The following is an 18648-nucleotide window of genomic DNA, read 5'->3' as shown; positions in this document are numbered from 1 at the left end:
AATGGATCAGCGAGGCAGTCGGAGCGCAGCGACTCTGCCTCGCCCATTTTTCATGGCACTCCAACGGGTACCCCGAAGGGGCTGGCACTTAGGGGCCGCCTTTCTTTGCTTACTTTCTTTGGCGGGCCAAAGAAAGTGAGCGGCTGCCGGGCCGCCCCCGGCGCTCCGCCACGACCGAAGAAAGAAAAGACTAAAGCCAGTACATCTGCACGCAGTAAGACCAGACTACCTAAAACACAAACAAACAAACAAACAAACAAACAAACTACTTCATCTCCATCCAGGAAACATGCGCCGCCACAATCCTCCACCCCTGCGGCAACCGCAACCAGGCATGACTCTGCCGCCCAATCCGGGCATCCCCATCACGGGTAAACTCGGTATTGGCCACCGCATAGTCGCGCCCATAGGTGGTAATGACAGTCCGCCGCAAATCCCGCATCAGGTTCCTGGGCGAACGTCCAAGACGAAATGATCGTATCTCGTCAAACCCGACAAGATTCTCGGTAGCGCCATAACGCACGGTATGGGCCGAGTCCAGAAACAGCTCATCCAGCACCTCGACCTGGTTGGTCGTCAGCGCCACCTCATAACGCCCGAAAGCGGCCGTCACTTCAGCCAGCACTTCCGGGATATTTACCTCGAACGGCAACGTCGGTTCCACTACGAATCTCCTCAATGCCCGCCAAGATAAGCCTTGGCCAGCGCATCATTGGCCGCGATCTCGGCCGCACTGCCCTGCGCCACCACCCGCCCGCCTTCGATCACATAGGCGCGGTCGGCCAGCGACAAGGCCAGCGCCGCCATCTGGTCGACCAGCACGATGGTCATGTTCTCGTTGCGCAGCCGATCCAGCGCCGCGAACAGTTCGGCAATCACCTTCGGCGCCAGGCCCAGCGACGGCTCGTCCAGCAACAGCACGCGCGGGCGCGACATCAAACCGCGCGCGATCGCCAGCATCTGCTGCTCGCCGCCGGAGAGCAGGCCGGCGCGCTGGTGCAGGCGCTCGCGCAAACGCGGGAAACGCCCCAGCATTTCCTCCACGCGCGCCTCCACATCCTGCGGATAAAGGAAAGCGCCAAGGCGGATGTTGTCCAGCACGCTCAGTTCCGGGAAGACCTGCCGTCCCTCCGGCACCAGCACCACGCCATGGCGCACGATCTCTTCGGCGCGCAGGTCCATCAGGTTGACGCCGCCGGCATGGATGCCGCCCTGCACCGGCCGGTGCAAGCCGGCCAGCGCGCGCATGAGCGTCGACTTGCCGGCGCCGTTGGCGCCCAGCAAAGCCACCATCTCGCCCTGCTTCACCTGCAGGTTGATGCCGTGCAGCACCGGCTCGGCGCCATAGCCGGCGACCAGCTCGCCCACGCCCAGCAATTCAGCCGCGCCCGGCGTCGCCACGCGCGCCGCAGTGGCCGCCGGTTGCTGCGCCTCCTCGCCAAGATAGGCCTGGCGCACCGCCGGGTCGTTCTGCACCTCTTGCGGAGTGCCGATGGCCAGGCGCTGGCCGGCGTCCAGCACCACGATGCGGCTGGAGATCTGCATCACCAGCTCCATGTCGTGCTCGACCACCACCACGCTGATGCCCGCGGCGGCGATCTTTTGCAGCAGGCGCGCCAGCATCGACTTGTCCTCGCGCGACAGGCCGGCGGCCGGCTCGTCCAGCAACAGCACATCCGGATCGGCGGCCAGGGCGCGCGCGATTTCCACCAGGCGGCGGTCGACGTGCGCCAGGTCGGCCGCGGCGATATCGATGGCGCCGCGGTAACCGCAATACGCCAGCAGGCTGGCGCAGCGCGCACGCACCGCGGCATCGCCGAAACCGCGCGCCGACAGCAGCCCGCCCAGGCGGCCGCGGCCGCAGGCCAGCGCGACGTTGTCGGCCACGCTGAGGCTGCCGAACAGTTGCGAGGTCTGGTAGGTGCGCGCCACCCCGTGGCGGGCGATGCGAAAGGCCGGCAAGCCCGCCAGCGCCACCCCGCCCAGCGCGAAGCTGCCGGAGGTCGGGCGGTAGAAGCCGGAAAGCATGTTCAGCGCCGTGGTCTTGCCGGCGCCGTTGGGGCCGATCAGGCTGGTGACGGCCGCTGCCGGCACTTCGAATCCCAGGTTGCCGACCGCGCGCACGCCGCCGAACACCATGGTCAGGCCGTCGGCCGAGAGGGTGCGGCGGGTGCGCATTGGCAGCGCCGCCTCATCGCCTGCCGGCGCCAGCGGAGGAATGGCCGCGGCTGGCTGGCGCAATGCGGCCACCAGCTTGCGCAACAGGCCGGTCACGCCGTCCGGCGCGATCCACAGCACCAGCAGCAGGAGCGCGCCGAAGAACAGCAGGCGATAGTCCTCCATGCTGGATAGCAGTTCGGGCAGCGCGCCGACGATCACCGCGCCGACCACCGGCCCCATGATGGAACCGGCGCCGCCGATCACCACCACCAGCACGAACAGGATGGATTGCATGAAACTGAATGTGTCCGGCGTGACGAAGGTCGACAACGGCGCGAACAATCCGCCGGCCAGGCCGGCCAGGGCGGCCGAGATGGCGAAGGCGGCAGCCTTGACCACCAGCGGGTTCAGGCCGATCGATTCGGACGCGGTCTCGCTGTCGCGCACCGCGCGCATGGCAGCGCCCCAGCTGCCGCGCGAGAGCCAGCAGTAGCCGGCCAGCACCACCGCCACCGACGCCAGCCCCAGGATGGCGATGGCGCGCTCGCCCTGCAGCCCGAGGAAGGCGGGAGCGGCCAGGCCCATGATGCCGTTCTGGCCGCCGGTCACATCCCGCATCTCGATGATGGCGTGCTGCACGATGAAGCTGAAGGCGATGGTGATCATGGCCAGGTAGGGACCCTTCACGCGCAGCGCCGGCAAGGCCAGCAGCACGCCCAGCGCCCCCGCGGCCAGCGCCGCCAGCGGCCACGCCAGCCAGAACGAGAAGCCGGCCTTGGTGGTCAGGATGGCGACCGTATAGGCGCCGATGGCGTAGAAGCCGATATGGCCGAACGAGACCTGCCCGGTCAGGCCGATCAGCACGTTCAGGCCGATGCCGACGATGGCCACCAGCGCGATGCCGGCCAGCACGAAGACGTAATAGCTGTTGACCGACAGCGCCAGCGTGGCGGCGGCGATGAAGCCGAGCACGCACCAGGCCAGCGCGGCCGGCGTGCCCAGCCCCAGGCGCACCTGGGCGCGCGGGGCGGCGGCCGGCGGCGCGGGTTGGGTCGCGCGGCGCAGCGCCGCGGTCACGGAATGCGGAAGATTGTTCATACCTTTTTCACCTGTGCGCGGCCGAACAGGCCGTTGGGACGAATCGCCAATACCGCGATCACCAGCGCGAAGGTGATGATCTGGGTATAGCCGGAACCGAGGGTGGCGGTGATCAGCGCCTCGGCGATGCCGAACAGCAGGCCGGCGATCATCACGCCCCAGGCGCTGGTGATGCCGCCCAGGATGGCCACGGCGAAGGCCTTCAGGCCGAACAGCGTGCCCATGTCGGCGTTGACGTTGAACAGCGGCGCGATCAGCACGCCGGCCACGCCGGCCAGCAGGGTCGACAGCGCGAAGGCGGCGGCGATGGCGCGGGTGATGGGGATGCCCATCAGGCGCGCGGCGTCGCGGTTCTGCACCACCGCCAGCAAGGCCGTGCCCCAGCGGGTGCGGCGCGAGACGGTATGCAGCAGCGCCGCCAGCGCCAGGCCGACGGCGGGGATCAGCAGGTGCAGCGGATACACGCCCAGGCCGATGCCGCCCACTTCGATGGACGACAGCGCCAGCGGCGACGGCAGGCTGCGCGGTTCCTTGCCGAAGGTGTGCATGACCAGGTTGTCCAGCACGATGCCCAGCGCCACGGTGGACATCAGCCAAGCGTTCGAACCCTGCCGGGCGAAGGGGCGCACCGCCAGCACTTCGACCAGCACGCCATAGGCGGCGCACAAGGCCAGCGCCAGCACGACGGCCAGCCACATCGGCCAGCCCAGCGTCTGGGCGAAGGTGAAGCACAGCACGGCGCCCAGCATCATGGAGCTGCCCTGCGCGAAATTGACGGTACCGGAGACGGCATACGTCATGTAGAAACCGAGCGCCATCAGACCGTACATGCTGCCCAGTCCGAATCCGCTGATGAGTGCCGACAGCAGCAACATCGTGTTCTCCCTGCCCCGCCGCGTTGCCGGCGGCGGCTGTTGATCGTTGGTATTGCGCTGATGCGTTGCCCGCATTGCGCATGGATTGGCCGCCGCGCAAACCGCTGCTCCCGGCCGGCGCGGCGCTGCCGGGGCGGCCTTATTGCGCCAGGCCTACCGGCAGGATGCGGTTGTCGATGAACTGCGCCCAGACGTAGTCGTCGGCCTGCAGCGCATCGTGCACGGCCGGGCTGAACGGCTTGACGTAGGTCTTGATCAGGCCTTCGTAGCGGTCGATCTTGTAGAAGCCCTCACGCACCGCGTCGCCGTTGGTGGAACCTGCCTTGGCGATGGCCAGCGCGGCCAGCTGCATGCCGTCATAGGCGTTGGCCACGCCGACGGCCGGGGTGATGTCGTCCGGCCCCTTGATCGCGGGGTACTTGGCCTTGAGCTCGCTCACTACCTTCTCGCCCACCGGCGAGAGCTTGCCGAAGAAGCTGAAGGTCTGGATGAAGTGCACGTTCCTGGCGTTGGGGCCGGCCAGTTCGGTGAAGCGGCCGCCGGCCGGGCCCCAGTGCGACACCACCGGCACCTTCCAGCCCATGCGGTCGAGCGACTTGACCACCTGCGCCGAGGGGCCGACGTTGCCGACCAGGTACAAGGTGTCGGCGCCGGCGGCCTTCAGGCGCGTGAGCTGCGGCACAATGTCGACGTCGCTGCCTTCGAACTTCTCCACCCCGGCCGGCTTCAAGCCCTTCTCTGCCAGCGCGGCGACGATGCCCTTCTCGTTGGATTCGCCCCAGGGATTGTTGACCAGGATCAGGCCGGCCTTGCTGCTCTTGAAGGTCTTCTGCGCGTAGTTCAGCATGGCCTTGTCGACCAGTTCATCCACCGCCGACACGCGGAACACGTAGTTCGGGTTGGCGCCGTTCTTGGTCACTCCGGTGCCGGCCGCCCACGGGCCGACGAAGGGCACCTTCTCCTGGTTGACGATGGGCACGATGGCCATCGACACCGGGGTGTCCAGGCCGCCGAACAGCACCGCCACCTTTTCCTTGAAGATCAGTTCGCGCGCGGCCACTACGCCCTTGGCCGGATTGCCTTCGTCGTCGCGGCGCACCAGCTCCAGCTTGCGCCCGCCCAACAGGCCGCCCTTGGCGTTGATCTCGTCGATGGCGATGGACATGCCGCGGGTCAGCGCCTCGCCGGCTTGCGCCGACTGGCCCGACAGCGCGGTGACCAGGCCGATCTTGATGGGGTCGGCGGCCAGGGCCGGCGAGGCAAAGGTAGCAGCGGCGACGGTGGCGGCTGCGGCGGCAATCAGGGTACGGCGGGTGAAACGGATCATGGTGGCTTCCCTCCAGGTTGGCTAAGAGACGGTTGGCATTGTTCCCGGCATGACTTATGCAAGGGCTATGCCAAGCGCCGCATGCGAAGATAATTTTTGCCGACAATATTTACCTTATATAGGCAGCAAATATCTTCATTTATTGCCGCTGATAACCAATCAAGTTTGCAGCCAATAACGCACGACTCTTGTGCAGAAGATGGAGAAAATGATGCACGCCGCACCATCATCAACCACGATCCAGGGCGCCGGCCTGGCCGCATCGTGAGGGAACCGGCATGAACCAGCCCACCCTCCCGCCCACCGTCCCCGCCGTCGAAGGCATCGCCCGCCCCTTCGGCCCGCTGCCCGGCCACGGCCGCTTCGGCTATTCGGCCATCCACCGCCGCCCCGGCTATCGCTGGCCCAACGGCGCGCGGCTGGCGGTCTACCTCGGCTTCAACATCGAGCACTTCGCCTTCGGATCGGGCCTGGGCGCGCGCCTGGGCCCGGCCTGCCCCGAGCCCGACGTGCTCAACTATGCCTGGCGCGAATACGGCAACCGCGTCGGCGCCTGGCGCTGCCTGGAACTATTCGAACAGCTGGCGCTGCCGGCCGGCGTGCTGGTCAACACCGCGCTGTACGACCATTGCCCGGAACTGGTGGCCGCCTTCGCCGCGCGCGGCGACGAGATCATCGGCCACGGCCACAGCAATTCGCAACAGCAGGGCACGCTGCCGGAAAGCGCCGAACTGGCGCTGCTGCGCCACTGCCGCGACCGCATCGCCGCCGAAAGCGGAGCGGCGCCGGCCGGCTGGCTTTCGCCGTGGATCTCGGAAAGCCTGCTCACCCCCGACCTGCTGCGCGAATCGGGTTACCGCTACAACCTGAACTGGGCGCACGACGACCAGCCGGTGCGCATGCGCACGCGCGACGGCGGCAGCCTGTGGTCGATCCCCTATCCGCAAGAACTCAACGACATCCCGATGATCGTGGCGCGCCAGATGGACGGGAAGGATTTCGCGCAGATGATCGTCGACAACTTCGACGAGATGCTGGAGCAATCGACGCGGCAGCCGCTGGTGATGGGTATCGCCCTGCATCCTTACCTGGTGGGCCAGCCCTATCGTCTGCGCCACTTGCGCCGCGCGCTGCAACACCTGGCCGCGGCGCGCGACCGCGGCCAGGTCTGGTTCACCACGCCGGGCGCCATCTGCGCGCACGTGGATGCGCTGGAAGAATTGCAGCAGCCTCCTGCGCTGCTGCCCTGACCATTGGAGAACCGCTTGAACCATCCCCGCTTCGCTCCCGTCCCGGACGGTATCGGCGCCTTCGTGCCGCACGGGCGCTTTCGCATCGCCGGCGCGGCCGCCGGCCCGCTGGCCGGCCTCACCTTCGGCGCCAAGGACCTGTTCGACGTGGCCGGCCACGTCACCGGCGCCGGCAATCCGGACTGGCTGCGCACGCATGCCCCGGCCACCGCCACCAGCCCGCTGGTGACGGCCCTGCTCAACGCCGGCGCCACCCTGGTGGGCAAGACCCTGACCGACGAGATCGCCTACAGCATCCACGGCGACAACCACCACTACGGCACCCCCATCAACCCGGCCGCGCCGGGCCGCGTGCCGGGCGGCTCCTCCAGCGGTTCGGCGGCGGCGGTGGCGGCGCGCCTGTGCGACTTCGCGCTGGGCACCGACACCGGCGGCTCGACCCGGGTGCCGGCCAGCTACTGCGGCATCTGGGGCCTGCGCACCACGCACGGCCTGCTGTCCTGCGAGGCCATGGCGCCGCTCTCCCCCAGTTTCGATACCGCCACCTGGCTCGCGCACGAGGCCGGCGCCTTCGCCCGCGTGGGCGAGGTACTGCTGCCGCAGACCGCCGGCCGCGACTTGCGGCACGTCCTGCTGCCCCTGGATGCGCTGGAGCAGGCCGACCCGGTGTTCCAGCCGGCCGTGCAGCGCGTCTACCAGGCGCTGTGCGCGCGCATGCAGGGCCGGCACTGCCGCCTGTCCGGCGACGCCCCGGATGCACTGGAACAATGGCGCCGCGCCTACGTCGTGGCCTCGGCACACGAGGCCTGGCAAACCCACCGCGACTGGATCGAGCGCGAAACGCCGCGCTTCGGCCCCGCCGTGCAGGGCCGCTGGGACATCGCGCGCGCCATCGACATCCAGGCCGAACGCCAGGCGCGCGAGCGCCAGCAGGTGGTGCGCCGCCAGGTGCATGCGCTGCTGGGCGATGACGCGGTGGCGGTGATCCCGTCCGCGGCCAGCGTGGCGCCGCCACTGGACGCCGCCCCCGGCGAGGTCGACCTGGTGCGCGCACGCACCTTCCGCATCACCTGCATCGCCGGCCTGTGCGGTTTGCCGCAGGTCAGCATCCCGCTGGCCACGCCCGCCGGGCTGCCGATCGGCGTATCATTGCTGGGGCCCGCGGGCAGCGACCTGTCCCTGATCAGGCTGGCCGCCGAGGTATGGCGCATGCTGCAGCAGGGCGCGCCGCACTGACCCGCAACGCATGCCCAACCGGGCGCCGCGCCTTCCGCGCCAAAGGAAGCGCGGCGCGATGAGACACCAAGCACAAGACGATGAGCGAAACCTCCCCCCGCAACGCGGGCAAGCGCACCGCCGGCACGGCCGCCAAGCCGGCGACCAAGAGCGCCAAGAACGCCAAGAGCACCAGGGGCGCGACCGCGCGCCATGCCGACGATGCCCCGGCACCAGCCCGCCAACAGCGCGCCGGCCGCCCGCGCGTGCGCCACGACACGCTGGCCGATGCGCCGGCCCTGCAGCTCGACGCCGAGGCCGGCGACGACATCATCGGCCGCATCTATGCCACCGTCTTCGACAGCGTAATGAGCCAGCGCCTGGCGCCCGGCACCAAGCTGCCCGAGGCGGCCCTGTGCGAATTGTTCGGCGTGGGCCGCACGGTGGTGCAGAAGGCACTGCAAAAGCTGGCGCACGAACACATCGTCGAGCTGCGCCCGAACCGCGGCGCGGTGGTGGCCATGCCGACGCCGGAAGAAACGCGCGAGATCTTCGAGGCGCGACGTTCGCTGGAAGCCGCCATCATGCGGCTGGCGGTACGCAACGCCACGCGCGCCGACCTGGCCCGGCTGCGCCGCCAACTCAAGGAAGAACACCAGGCAATGCACAGCTACGCGCAGACGCGCTGGGCGCGGCTGGCCTCATCCTTCCATATGCAGGTGGCCGAACTGGCGCGCAACGCCACGCTGCAGCGCTACCTGGGCGAACTGGTGTCGCGCTGCTCGCTGATCGTGGCGCTGCACGAACCGGCCGGCTACGCCTCCTGCGAGCATGAGGAACACACCCGCATCGTCGACCTGATCGAGCGCGGCGATACCGAAGGCGCGGTGGCGGCGATGGAGTCGCACCTGGTGACGCTGGAGGAACACATCCACCTGGTCAGCGGCAAGAGCGGGAACAACCTGGCGCGCATGCTGGGGATGGAATAGGGATTTCTCTTCCTCAAAGAAAAAACGGCATTGCCTGTTGCGGGCAATGCCGTTTTTCTTGTCGTGTTCCTTGTCGTTTTCTTTTATCGGAGCCTGAACAGCGAACTCAGATCGCCACCCGGCCCTCCAGCTCCTGGCGCACCTCGGCCACGATTTCAAAGGAATGCAGGCGCGCCGCATGGTCGTAGATCTGGGCGGTGATCATCAGCTCGTCCGGCGCGGTGTCGTCGATGAAATTCTGCAGGCCCTCGCGCACGCTCTCGCGGTCGCCCACCACGGCGCATGCCAGCGAGCGTTCCACGTGCGCCTGCTCGCCCGGCTGCCAGTAGTCGGCGATGTCGTCCACCGGCGGGTTGAGCTGGCCCGGCGTGCCGCGGATCAGGTTGATGAACTGCTGCTGCAGCGAACTGAACAGGCGCACCGCTTCGCGCCCGGTATCGGCGGCGAACACGTTCAGGCCCAGCATCACATACGGTTTTGGCCACGCAGCCGAGGGCTTGAAGCGGGCGCGGTAGATCTCCACCGCCGACTTCATGAAGCCCGGCGCGAAGTGCGAGGCGAAAGCGAACGGCAAGCCGAGTTCGGCCGCCAGCTGGGCGCTGAACATGCTGGAGCCGAGCAGCCAGATCGGCACGTTCAGGCCGGCGCCGGGCACCGCGCGCAGCGACTGATAGTCCGACGGCTCGGCGAAATAGTCCTGCAGCTCCTGCACATCCTGCGGGAAATTCTCGGCGGTGTCGCCGCCCATGTTGCGGCGCAGGGCGCGCGCGGTGCGCTGGTCGGAACCCGGCGCGCGCCCCAGGCCGAGGTCGATGCGGCCGGGGTAGAGCGACTCCAGCGTGCCGAACTGCTCGGCGATCACCAGCGGCGAATGGTTGGGCAGCATGATGCCGCCGGAACCGACGCGGATGCTCCTAGTATTGGCCGCCACGTGCGAGATCACCAGCGAGGTGGCCGCGCTGGCGATGCCGGCCATGTTGTGGTGCTCGGCCAGCCAGTAGCGCCGGTAGCCGAGCTTCTCGGCCAGCTGCGCCAGCTCCTTGGTGTTGTTGAAGGCCTGGGCGGCGGTGCTGCCCTTGTTGATCGGGGACAGGTCGAGGACGGAAAACGGAATCATGAATGAGATCCTTAGAGCGCGTGATCAACTATTTCAGTCGCCACGCCTGGTTGCCGGGGTGTTCGCCCGGATCGATGCTTAATCCAGCTTGACTACCAGCTTGCCGAAGTTCTTGCCTTCGAGCATGCCGATGAAGGCTTGGGGAGCGTTCTCCAGCCCTTGCACCACGTCTTCGCGGTAGCGCAGCCGGCCTTGCTTGATCCAGCCCGAGACATCGTGCTGGAACGCCGCCAGCAGGTCGGGGCGGTTGACGTAGTAGTCGAAGATGATGAAGCCGCGTATCTGGATGCGTTGCGTCAGCACGCGGCGCAGCAGCGCGCTGGCGTCGGACTCGACACGGCCGCCGTTGTAATGCGAGATCAGGCCGCATACCGGGATGCGGGCGTGCACGTTGAGCAACGGCGCCACGGCATCGAACACGGCGCCGCCGACATTCTCGAAATAGACGTCGATGCCCTGGGGGCAGGCCGCTTTCAGTTGCGCGGCAAAATCCGCCGAGCGGTGGTCGATGCAGGCGTCGAAGCCCAGTTCCTTGACCGCGTATTCGCACTTCTGCGCGCCGCCGGCCACGCCGACCACGCGGCAGCCCTTGATCTTGGCGATCTGCCCCACCAGCGAGCCGACCGCGCCGGTGGCGGCGGCCACCACCACGGTTTCGCCGGCGCGCGGCTGGCCGATGTCGATCAGGCCGGCATAGGCGGTATAGCCGGGCATGCCGAGCACGCCCAGCGCATGCGAAGGATGGTCGAAGCCGGCCGGCAACCTGGTGGCGCCGCTGCCGTCGGAGAGGGCGTATTCCTGCCAGCCGGTGTAGGCCATCACCAGGTCGCCCTCATGGAAATCGGCATGGCGCGAAGCCACCACGCGCGAGACGGTGCCGCCGGTCATCACCGCGCCGATATCGACCGAGGGCGCGTAAGACGGCGCGTCGCTCATGCGCCCGCGCATATAGGGATCGAGCGAAAGCCACTCGGCGCGCAGCAGCACCTGCCCTTCTCCAGGCGCCGGCACGGCGGTTTCCTCAAGACGGAAATTGGCGGCCTCAGGCGCACCGGTAGGGCGCGCGGCGAGGACGATCCTGCGGTTGACGGCGTGCTTGGCGTTCATGGGAAGTCCTTGGGAAATTGGGAAACTTAATTGGGAAATTTGAATGCGCAATGAAGAGGAATCACCGGCCTATTGCGGCGGAACCAGCACGCGGCGGGTGACATGCATCGCGCTTTCCATCGGCACACGGTCGCGGCTGAGCTTGGACAGCAGGCTGGCGCCCAGCCACAGCTGGTACAGCATGGTGGCGGTGGCCAGCGGCTCCAGCACGGTATGCAGCGAACCGTCGGCAATGCCGTCCTCGATGCAGCCGGCAATACGGGCGATAAAGCGCCCGGTGCCTTCATGCAAGGCCTCGCGCATGTCGTCGGACAGGTCGGCCACTTCGGCGCTGAGCTTGACCACCAGGCAGCGCTGCTCGAACTCCTGGCAGCACTGGCTTTCCAGCCAATAGCCCCAATAGGTCAGCAAGCGCTCTCGCCCGCTGGCGCCATAGGAGTGATCGCCGAGCACCTTGCCCAGCAGCTCAAGGTAGCCCTCGACATAGTGTTCGATGAGCTCGCGCCCATACTGCTCCTTGGAGCCGAAGTAATGGTAGAACGACCCCTTGGGAATCTCCGCCGCCGCCAGGATCTCGGACAGCCCGACGCCGGAGAAGCCTTTTTGCGCGATGATCGCGCGCCCGGCCATGAGGATGTTGCGTTTGTTTTCGCCGTAGTTTTCTCGCATGGCGACATTCTAACCAAAAATTAGACCGGTCGTCTAAAGAACCTGTTCGGGGCCTCTCCAGGAGTGTCCCAATGCCCTTTCAGGCGGTCTGCGGCGTTGCAAAGCCTCGCCGGGCCACCAGCCCGGCTGCGTTTTGCGCCTTGCATCTCATCCTGAAATGACGTTGGTCCAACTCCCGACGAGACCCCGAACAGGTTCTACTTTTTCAAGCCCCAGCTCCCCCATCAAGGCTTCTCCGGCGGTGGAAATAACGGCCATACCGCCAGCGCCACCAGCGCCATCGCCAGCCAGACGGCGGCCCAGCCCCGCCATTGCAGCAGCGGCGGCACCGCCTGCGCGGTCAGGAAGAACACCGTGAATACGCAGCTGTTGCCCAACCCCAGCGCGGTGCCGATCTGCGCCGGCCCGGCCTGCACCGCCAGTTCGGTATAGGCCACGCCGTGCCAGGCCGACACCGCGATGCCGGCGACGGCAAGCGACAAGGCCAGCGGGACCAGCGTTGCGCCGGAGAACGCCAATCCGCCCAGCAGCGCGAACAGCCCGGCGCTCAATAAGGCGCAACCGCGCAGGAAACCGCGGCGATTGCCGCGACGATCGGTCCAGCGCCCGCTGGCGATGCGCGAAACGGCGGCGCCGACTTGCACCACCGTCATCACCGCGCTGATCAGCACCAGGCCGGCATGGCTAAAGTCGTGCAGGAAGATGCCGCCGAAACTGATCAACGCCACCTGCGGCGCGCACAGCAAACCGGTGCCCAGCGCCAGGCGCCAGACCGTAGCGTTGCGCAAAGCCGGGGTTGCGGCACGTTCCTGGCGGATCGTCTGCTGCGGCGGCGCCGATGGCGGCGGCTCGCGCAGCCACAGCAAGGTCAGCCAGACGCTGGCCAGGCAACCGGCGATCAGCGCGCCATAGACCGCGCCGAAGCCGGCATGGGCCGCCAGCGACGGCAGCAACAGCGCGCCGATGCCGCCGCCCAGCGGCACCGCGGTCTGGCGTATGCTCATCGCCAGGCCGCGCTCGCCATCGTGAAACCATCCCATCACCGCCCGGCCGCTTGAGCCATTGACGCTGCCGCCCAGCAAGCCGGCCAGCATCAGCCCCGCGCACAACCATCGGAACGTGGTGGCGCCCTGCCCCGGCAGCGCGAACAGCACCAGCAGCCACAGCGCGGCAACGGTGCCCAGCAAGCCGGTCAGCAGCACCTTGCGGTCGCCCAGGCGGTCGGTCAATACGCCCCACGGCAGTTCGCCCAGGGCCACGCCCAGGCTCAGCAGGCCCAGCGCCAGCCCAAGCTGGGCATTGCTGAGCTGGTAGTCCGCGCGCAAGACCACCGAGGTCACGGGAATGCCGGAAAAGATGGCCGAGAAACTGGCGTTGGCGGCCACTCCTGCGGCCAGGACTTTCCAGCGGTGGCGCGCGGCGGCAGGGGCAGCAGGGTTGGCGGGAGTGGAGGAAGTGGCGTCGCGCGCTTCGGCGACGGCGGCGGTTCGGTCCATGGCAGGCTCCGGTGATATCGACCTGCGCAGTGTGCGCTGCACGCTTATGTCTAAAATGCCATAATTCACGCATTTCAAGCCATCCCGACGCCTGTCCAGATGCCCATGCGCGATACCGCCTTCCTGATCTTCTCCGATTGCAGCATGCTCGACTTCACCGGGCCGCTCTCGGCTTTCGACGCCGCCAACCGGGTCGCGGGCAAGCAGCTGTACCGCCTGTCGCTGCTGTCGGAGCCGGGCGGCATGATCCGCAGTTCGGCCGGCGCCTGCATCCAGACCGAACGCATCGGCGCGGCCAGTTTCGACACCCTGGTGGTGGCCGGCGGCGGCGCGCCGCGCGAAGGACTGGTATCGGAACAATTGCGCAGCTACATCGTGCGCGCGGCCAAACGCTCGCGCCGCATCGCCGGCGTGTGCACCGGCGCCTTCGTGCTGGCGGCGGCCGGTGTGCTGGATGGCAAGCGCGCCACCACGCACTGGCGCATGGCGGCCAAGCTGCAGAAGATGCATCCCAAGGTGCTGGTCGACAGCGACCGCATTTATTCGCGCGACGGCTCGGTGTGGACCTCGGCCGGCATCTCCGCCGGCATCGACCTGGCGCTGGCCCTGATCGAAGACGACCATGGCGCCGACCTGGCGCGCGCGGTGGCGCGCGAACTGGTGGTCTACCACCGCCGTCCGGGCGGGCAATCGCAATTCTCGGCGCTGCAGGAAATGGATGGCGGCAGCGACCGCATCCGCCGCGCGCTCAGCTTCGCGCGCGAGCATTTGCAGCAAGAATTGACGGTGGATGCGCTGGCCGAAGTGGCATGCCTCTCGCGCCGCCAGTTCGACCGCGCCTTCGCTGCCGAAACCGGCCAGACGCCGGCCAAGGCGATCGAGCAGATGCGCGCCGAGGCAGCCCGCATCCGTATCGAAGAGTCATCCGACTCGCTGGAGCAGATCGCCCGCGCCACCGGCTTTGGCGACGCCGAACGCATGCGGCGCGCTTGCATGCGCCTGTTCGGGCAGCCGCCGCAAACGCTGCGCCGGCTGGCGCGAGGGCATGAAGAACAAGGCCGCCTGGAAACGGCGGCCTGAAGCGTTGATGTCGATGATGCGCGGGATCAACCCGCCGTCAGCCTCACCCGCGTGATTTCGGAAGGCGCCAGCAGCCGCTTGGGCGGCCCCCAGTAGCCGGTTCCGCGGCTAACGTAAATCCACAGCTTGTGCAGGCGGTTCAGGCCGGCCACATAGGGTTGCTGCAGCGGCACGAAAAAATTCCAGGGAAAGAACTGGCCGCCGTGGGTGTGGCCCGACAGTTGCAGGTCGAAGCCGGCCTCGGCCGCGGCCGCCGCCGAGCGCGGCTGGTGCGCCAGCAGGATGCGCGGACTGCCGGCGGGAGCGTTTTCAATGGCGGCCTGCGGGTCGCTGCGCTGGGCCGGGTCGAACTGGTGGGCGGTGAAATCGGTCACGCCGGCCAGCACCAGGCCGGCGCCTTCATGGCTGAGCACCACATGCTCGTTCATCAGCACGGTCAGGCCGAGGCGGCGCACTTCTTCTATCCATTCATGCGCGTTCGAGTAGTACTCATGGTTGCCGGTGACGAAATAGGCGCCATGGCGCGCCCTGATCTGCGCCAACGGTTCGGTATGCGATGCCAGCTGGCGCACGCTGCCGTCGACCAGGTCGCCGGTGATGGCCACCACATCGGGCTGCAGCGCATTGACCTTGTCGACGATGGCTTGCAGGTAGGGGCGCTTGATGGTGGGGCCGACGTGGATGTCGCTGATCTGCACGATGGTGAAGCCCTCAAGCTGCGGCGGCAGGTTGGCGATGGGCACGCTGACGTTGACCACGGCCGCGGTGCGGCGCGCGTTGAGAAAGCCCACCACGGTGGCGGCGGCGGCCAGCGCCAGCACCAGCCAGGCGGTAGCGACGTCGAGCTGGCGCAGGTGGATGGCCGACAGCTCCAGCAGCGGCGCCAGCGCCAGTGCGATGGCGCGCAGCACGGTCAGCAGCAGCGCCGAGGAGAAAGCGCCCATGGCCAGCATGCCGGCCCACGCCAGGCGGTCGGCCGCGCCTTCGGCCATGCCGCGCCGTTTCAGGATGGGCGCGAACAGGGCGGCGGGCATCAGCAAGAACGACATGGCCAGCACGACGGCGCCGGCCGCGATCCAGCCGGCGTCTCCGGTCAGCGCGGGCAATAGTTGCCAGCCTATCCATGCATGCAGGGCGGCGAGGATGCCGAGAAACACGAAGACTCCAATGTAGGTACGGCGCATGAGGGCTTTCTTGTTGTTGGGGAAAGGCGCTGAAGCTCAGCACCGGGACGGCGTGGCCGGGAAAACGCGATTAAATACTTGCATCGAAAGGATGATATGGCGTCCTGATGGCAAGATTTCAACCACAAACCGCACAAATCCCCTGCAAACCCTTGCCCGGCATGGCATTGCCGCCGATTCCCCCGACCGGCGGCGCAGAAAAATTCGGCCTCGGGCATGCAAGATGACGAACAGAGGAGGATAATATTGTCTCGATCCCCGCTTTTTTATTTTGCGCGACCTTGGCGGCCATCGCCGCATCGATCCCATCGATACAAGGACGCGCATGCCTCATTGGAAGATTTATTTTGAGTTCAAGCAAAACCAAGCGCTGGCATGGCAACGTCGAGGCCATCAAGCCTGAATTCCTCAACGGCGTCATCGGGCAGATGGCCGCCTACGGCGACCGCGTGCATTTTTCCATGTTCGGTTCGGTGCAAAAGCCGCACTACGAAGTCATCAACAGCTTCGACAAGAAGATGGCCTTCGACGGCAACCATCATCTGCATCGCGCGGAAGACGACGAATTCGGCGCCGGCAACGTCACGCCCATCTTCACGCTGGAGCAGATCAAGCGCATCATCGCCACCGGCGGCAGCGGCGTGCGCAGCAGCACGCCGCGTTCGGCGCGCGCGGCCTCGGCCCGCAGCGCCGGCGGCGCCCGCCCGATGACCGCGGCCGCACGCGCGCGCGAAGCCATCGACGGCGAGAAGTACGCCTACTTCAAGGCCAACCGCGAGATGCTGCCGGAAGGCATCAACCAGTATTCGGACGACATCAGTGCGCTGATGTTGAAGGGCATGTCCGCCGAACAGGCGTTCGGGGAAATCATCGAAAAGCATTTCGGCTGATCCGTTTTCCTTCAGCCTCACTACCTCACAGACACAAATGACCGGTGCGATGCACCGGCCATTTTCATTTCTGCCGCGGTCGACAATGCCCGCCAGGCAGTGCTCAGTAATACTCGGGCACGATCATGTTGTCCGGCACCGGATGGCGTTCGTAGTCTTCATGGCGCTCGCGCTCCGGCAGGACCACCGGGACATGCGGCACTTCCTGGTAAGGCATCTGCTGCAGCAGGTGCTGGATACAGTTCAGGCGCGCCTTCTTCTTGTCCACCGCCTGCACCACCCACCACGGCGCCTCGGGGATGTGGGTGCGTTCCAGCATCACTTCCTTGGCCTTGGTGTATTCCTCCCAGCGGCGGCGCGACTCCAGGTCCATCGGGCTGAGCTTCCATTGCTTCAATGGGTCGTGGATGCGGGAGAGGAAGCGCAGGTGCTGTTCCTCGTCGGTAATGGAAAACCAGTACTTGATCACCTGGATGCCGGCGCGCGTGAGCATGCGCTCGAACTCCGGCACCGAACGGAAGAATTCCTCGTACTGCTCGTCGTTGCAAAAGCCCATGACGCGCTCGACGCCGGCGCGGTTGTACCAGCTGCGGTCGAACAGCACGATCTCGCCGGCGGCCGGCAGGTGCGATACATAGCGCTGGAAATACCATTGCGTGCGCTCGCGGTCGTTGGGCGCGGGCAGCGCCGCCACCCGCGCCACCCGCGGGTTGAGGCGCTGGGTGATGCGCTTGATCACGCCGCCCTTGCCGGCCGCGTCGCGGCCTTCGAACACGATCACCACCTTGTGCCCGGTCTTCACCACCCAGTCCTGCAGCTTGACCAGCTCGCCCTGCAGGCGGAACAGTTCGCGGAAGTAGCGGCGGCGATAATCCTTCTCGATGTCGCCATGCGCGCTGGAAATCTCGCCGGTTACCGGGTCGACGGTGCGGTCTTCGATTTCCAGCTCCATCTCTTCGTCATAGCTGTCGGCCAGTTCGCGGTGAATGCGCTTGACCAGTTCTTCGTTGTCCATTGTTTCCCTTTGAGCAAGATTAACGATGATCGGCGGACGTTTCCGTCCGCCGTAAAGTGCGTGACAACATACCTGCCGATTATGACCAAGCCGTGACAGCGCCCGCAGGCGCCGCCTGCACGTCGCCTGATGCGGCGCGGAACCTCCGGTTCAAAAATACGCTATAGTCCTTGAAATCGGATTTAGCCTATCAGCATGACACTCACAGAACTCAAATACATCGTGGCGGTCGCCCGCGAAAAGCACTTCGGCCATGCGGCGGAAGCCTGTTTCGTGGCCCAGCCCACGCTGTCGGTCGCCATCAAGAAGCTGGAAGACGAACTGGGCGTGGTGATCTTCGAACGCGGCGGCACCGAGGTATCGGTCACGCCGCTGGGCGCGCAGATCGTAGCGCAGGCCGAGCGGGTGCTGGAACAGACCGCGGCCATCAAGGAAATCGCCAACCAGAACAAGGACCCGCTGTCGGGCCCGCTGCGCCTGGGCATCATCTATACCATCGGCCCCTACCTGCTGCCCTCGCTGGTCAAGACCATGATCGAGACCGTGCCGCAGATGCCGCTGATCCTGCAGGAGAATTTCACCACCCGCCTGATCGAGCTGCTGCGCCAGGGCGAACTGGATGCGGCCATCATGGCCCTGCCCTTCCCCGACCACGGCCTGAACGTGCTGCCGCTGTACGACGAGGAATTCGTGGTGGCCCTGCCGCGCCACCACAAATGGGCCGACCGCAAGGCCATCGACGCCCGCGACCTCAAGAGCGAAACCATGCTGTTGCTGGGCAACGGCCATTGCTTCCGCGACCAGGTGCTGGAAGTCTGCCCCGAGATGTCGCGCTTCTCGACCAGCGGCGACGGCATCGCCCGCACCTTCGAGGGTTCTTCGCTGGAAACCATCCGCCACATGGTGTCGTCGGGCATCGGCATCACCGTGTTGCCCAAGGCCTCTATTTCCGACCTCAACGCGCGCGACGGCATGGTGCGCTACGTGCCCTTCATCGCGCCGGCGCCGTCGCGCCGCGTGGTGATCGCCTGGCGCAAGAGCTTCACCCGCCAGGCGGCGATCGACGCCGTGCAAAAGGCGGTGTTCGCCTGCAACCTCGGCGGCGTGGATATGCTGCACGAGACGGAGTTGGCCGCGGGCTGATACTCCCCCCACCGCCGCTTCGGCCTGGGCCAG

At 66.9% G+C, this 18648-nt stretch carries 17 protein-coding genes; 6 read left to right on the top strand and 11 right to left on the bottom strand.

Annotated features, from left to right (window positions below):
• Positions 1–265: 265 nt before the first annotated feature.
• The 4 genes from hpxZ to FB597_RS19035 all read right to left on the bottom strand — a co-directional run bounded on the left by hpxZ (position 266) and on the right by FB597_RS19035 (position 5460).
• On the bottom strand, positions 266–664 hold the full coding sequence (gene hpxZ, locus FB597_RS19050; RefSeq protein WP_141911539.1) for an oxalurate catabolism protein HpxZ: 399 nt from the start codon (positions 662–664) through the stop codon (positions 266–268).
• An 11-nt stretch (positions 665–675) separates the two neighbouring features.
• Positions 676–3258 (bottom strand): ATP-binding cassette domain-containing protein, encoded by a 2583-nt coding sequence (locus FB597_RS19045; RefSeq protein WP_144770394.1) that lies wholly within the window; start codon positions 3256–3258, stop codon positions 676–678.
• Positions 3255–4133, bottom strand: coding sequence for a branched-chain amino acid ABC transporter permease (locus FB597_RS19040; RefSeq protein ID WP_141911534.1), 879 nt, complete (start codon positions 4131–4133; stop codon positions 3255–3257). Before FB597_RS19040 ends, FB597_RS19045 begins: the two co-directional genes overlap by 4 nt.
• 139 nt (positions 4134–4272) lie before the next feature.
• The gene (locus FB597_RS19035; RefSeq protein ID WP_144770393.1) at positions 4273–5460 is read right to left on the bottom strand and encodes an ABC transporter substrate-binding protein; all 1188 of its coding nucleotides are present in this window, start codon (positions 5458–5460) and stop codon (positions 4273–4275) included.
• A 278-nt stretch (positions 5461–5738) separates the two neighbouring features.
• Here FB597_RS19035 and FB597_RS19030 point away from each other — a divergent pair, with 278 nt between their 5' ends.
• From FB597_RS19030 to FB597_RS19020, 3 genes are all read left to right on the top strand, one after another.
• The gene (locus FB597_RS19030) at positions 5739–6710 is read left to right on the top strand and encodes a polysaccharide deacetylase family protein (RefSeq protein ID WP_141911528.1); all 972 of its coding nucleotides are present in this window, start codon (positions 5739–5741) and stop codon (positions 6708–6710) included.
• Between the two features lie 15 nt (positions 6711–6725).
• Positions 6726–7946 carry an amidase gene (locus tag FB597_RS19025; protein WP_255517216.1) on the top strand — a complete coding sequence of 407 codons (1221 nt, stop codon included), beginning with the start codon at positions 6726–6728 and terminating at the stop codon, positions 7944–7946.
• Between the two features lie 80 nt (positions 7947–8026).
• Positions 8027–8914, top strand: coding sequence for a GntR family transcriptional regulator (locus tag FB597_RS19020; RefSeq protein WP_144770391.1), 888 nt, complete (start codon positions 8027–8029; stop codon positions 8912–8914).
• Between the two features lie 106 nt (positions 8915–9020).
• Here FB597_RS19020 and FB597_RS19015 read toward each other — a convergent pair whose 3' ends face one another.
• The 4 genes from FB597_RS19015 to FB597_RS19000 form a co-directional block, all read right to left on the bottom strand.
• A complete protein-coding gene (locus FB597_RS19015) occupies positions 9021–10031 on the bottom strand; it encodes an LLM class flavin-dependent oxidoreductase (RefSeq protein ID WP_141911524.1) in 1011 nt (336 codons plus the stop codon).
• A 78-nt stretch (positions 10032–10109) separates the two neighbouring features.
• Entirely contained in the window at positions 10110–11138 is a 1029-nt protein-coding gene (locus FB597_RS19010) for an NADP-dependent oxidoreductase (protein WP_144770390.1), read from the bottom strand.
• 69 nt (positions 11139–11207) lie between these two features.
• Complete coding sequence (locus tag FB597_RS19005) at positions 11208–11807, bottom strand: TetR/AcrR family transcriptional regulator (protein ID WP_144770389.1); 600 nt, start codon at positions 11805–11807, stop codon at positions 11208–11210.
• A gap of 224 nt (positions 11808–12031) precedes the next feature.
• On the bottom strand, positions 12032–13303 hold the full coding sequence (locus FB597_RS19000) for an MFS transporter (RefSeq protein ID WP_144770388.1): 1272 nt from the start codon (positions 13301–13303) through the stop codon (positions 12032–12034).
• 99 nt (positions 13304–13402) lie between these two features.
• Between FB597_RS19000 and FB597_RS18995 the strand changes: the two genes are divergently transcribed.
• Entirely contained in the window at positions 13403–14383 is a 981-nt protein-coding gene (locus FB597_RS18995; RefSeq protein WP_141911513.1) for a GlxA family transcriptional regulator, read from the top strand.
• A 26-nt stretch (positions 14384–14409) separates the two neighbouring features.
• Here the strand turns inward: FB597_RS18995 and FB597_RS18990 are convergent, their stop codons facing one another.
• Positions 14410–15567, bottom strand: a complete 1158-nt coding sequence (locus tag FB597_RS18990) for a metallophosphoesterase (RefSeq protein WP_141911511.1) — start codon at positions 15565–15567, stop codon at positions 14410–14412.
• Positions 15568–15685: 118 nt separating this feature from the next.
• Entirely contained in the window at positions 15686–15859 is a 174-nt protein-coding gene (locus FB597_RS20350) for a hypothetical protein (protein WP_183405779.1), read from the bottom strand.
• Positions 15860–15914: 55 nt separating this feature from the next.
• On the opposite strand from FB597_RS20350, the gene FB597_RS18985 reads away from it, so the two are divergent.
• Positions 15915–16457 (top strand): hypothetical protein, encoded by a 543-nt coding sequence (locus tag FB597_RS18985; RefSeq protein ID WP_141911508.1) that lies wholly within the window; start codon positions 15915–15917, stop codon positions 16455–16457.
• Between the two features lie 103 nt (positions 16458–16560).
• Here FB597_RS18985 and ppk2 read toward each other — a convergent pair whose 3' ends face one another.
• Positions 16561–17472, bottom strand: a complete 912-nt coding sequence (ppk2, locus tag FB597_RS18980; protein WP_141911505.1) for a polyphosphate kinase 2 — start codon at positions 17470–17472, stop codon at positions 16561–16563.
• Positions 17473–17667: 195 nt separating this feature from the next.
• Between ppk2 and FB597_RS18975 the strand changes: the two genes are divergently transcribed.
• A complete protein-coding gene (locus tag FB597_RS18975) occupies positions 17668–18615 on the top strand; it encodes a LysR substrate-binding domain-containing protein (RefSeq protein ID WP_141911503.1) in 948 nt (315 codons plus the stop codon).
• Positions 18616–18648: the final 33 nt, after the last annotated feature.

The sequence above is a fragment of the Herbaspirillum sp. SJZ099 genome, assembly GCF_007828355.1.
GTDB lineage: Bacteria > Pseudomonadota > Gammaproteobacteria > Burkholderiales > Burkholderiaceae_D > Herbaspirillum.
This window is presented reverse-complemented; position numbering and strand designations above follow the sequence as displayed.

Coding starts and splice junctions, on each gene's coding strand:
- FB597_RS19045 (WP_144770394.1), bottom strand. CDS start 3,258: ATGAACAATCTTCCGCATTCCGTGACCGCGGCGCTGCGCCGCGCGACC.
- FB597_RS19040 (WP_141911534.1), bottom strand. CDS start 4,133: ATGTTGCTGCTGTCGGCACTCATCAGCGGATTCGGACTGGGCAGCATG.
- FB597_RS19035 (WP_144770393.1), bottom strand. CDS start 5,460: ATGATCCGTTTCACCCGCCGTACCCTGATTGCCGCCGCAGCCGCCACC.
- FB597_RS19030 (WP_141911528.1), top strand. CDS start 5,739: ATGAACCAGCCCACCCTCCCGCCCACCGTCCCCGCCGTCGAAGGCATC.
- FB597_RS19020 (WP_144770391.1), top strand. CDS start 8,027: ATGAGCGAAACCTCCCCCCGCAACGCGGGCAAGCGCACCGCCGGCACG.
- FB597_RS19015 (WP_141911524.1), bottom strand. CDS start 10,031: ATGATTCCGTTTTCCGTCCTCGACCTGTCCCCGATCAACAAGGGCAGC.
- FB597_RS19010 (WP_144770390.1), bottom strand. CDS start 11,138: ATGAACGCCAAGCACGCCGTCAACCGCAGGATCGTCCTCGCCGCGCGC.
- FB597_RS19005 (WP_144770389.1), bottom strand. CDS start 11,807: ATGCGAGAAAACTACGGCGAAAACAAACGCAACATCCTCATGGCCGGG.
- FB597_RS19000 (WP_144770388.1), bottom strand. CDS start 13,303: ATGGACCGAACCGCCGCCGTCGCCGAAGCGCGCGACGCCACTTCCTCC.
- FB597_RS18995 (WP_141911513.1), top strand. CDS start 13,403: ATGCCCATGCGCGATACCGCCTTCCTGATCTTCTCCGATTGCAGCATG.
- FB597_RS18990 (WP_141911511.1), bottom strand. CDS start 15,567: ATGCGCCGTACCTACATTGGAGTCTTCGTGTTTCTCGGCATCCTCGCC.
- FB597_RS20350 (WP_183405779.1), bottom strand. CDS start 15,859: ATGGCCGCCAAGGTCGCGCAAAATAAAAAAGCGGGGATCGAGACAATA.
- ppk2 (WP_141911505.1), bottom strand. CDS start 17,472: ATGGACAACGAAGAACTGGTCAAGCGCATTCACCGCGAACTGGCCGAC.
- FB597_RS18975 (WP_141911503.1), top strand. CDS start 17,668: ATGACACTCACAGAACTCAAATACATCGTGGCGGTCGCCCGCGAAAAG.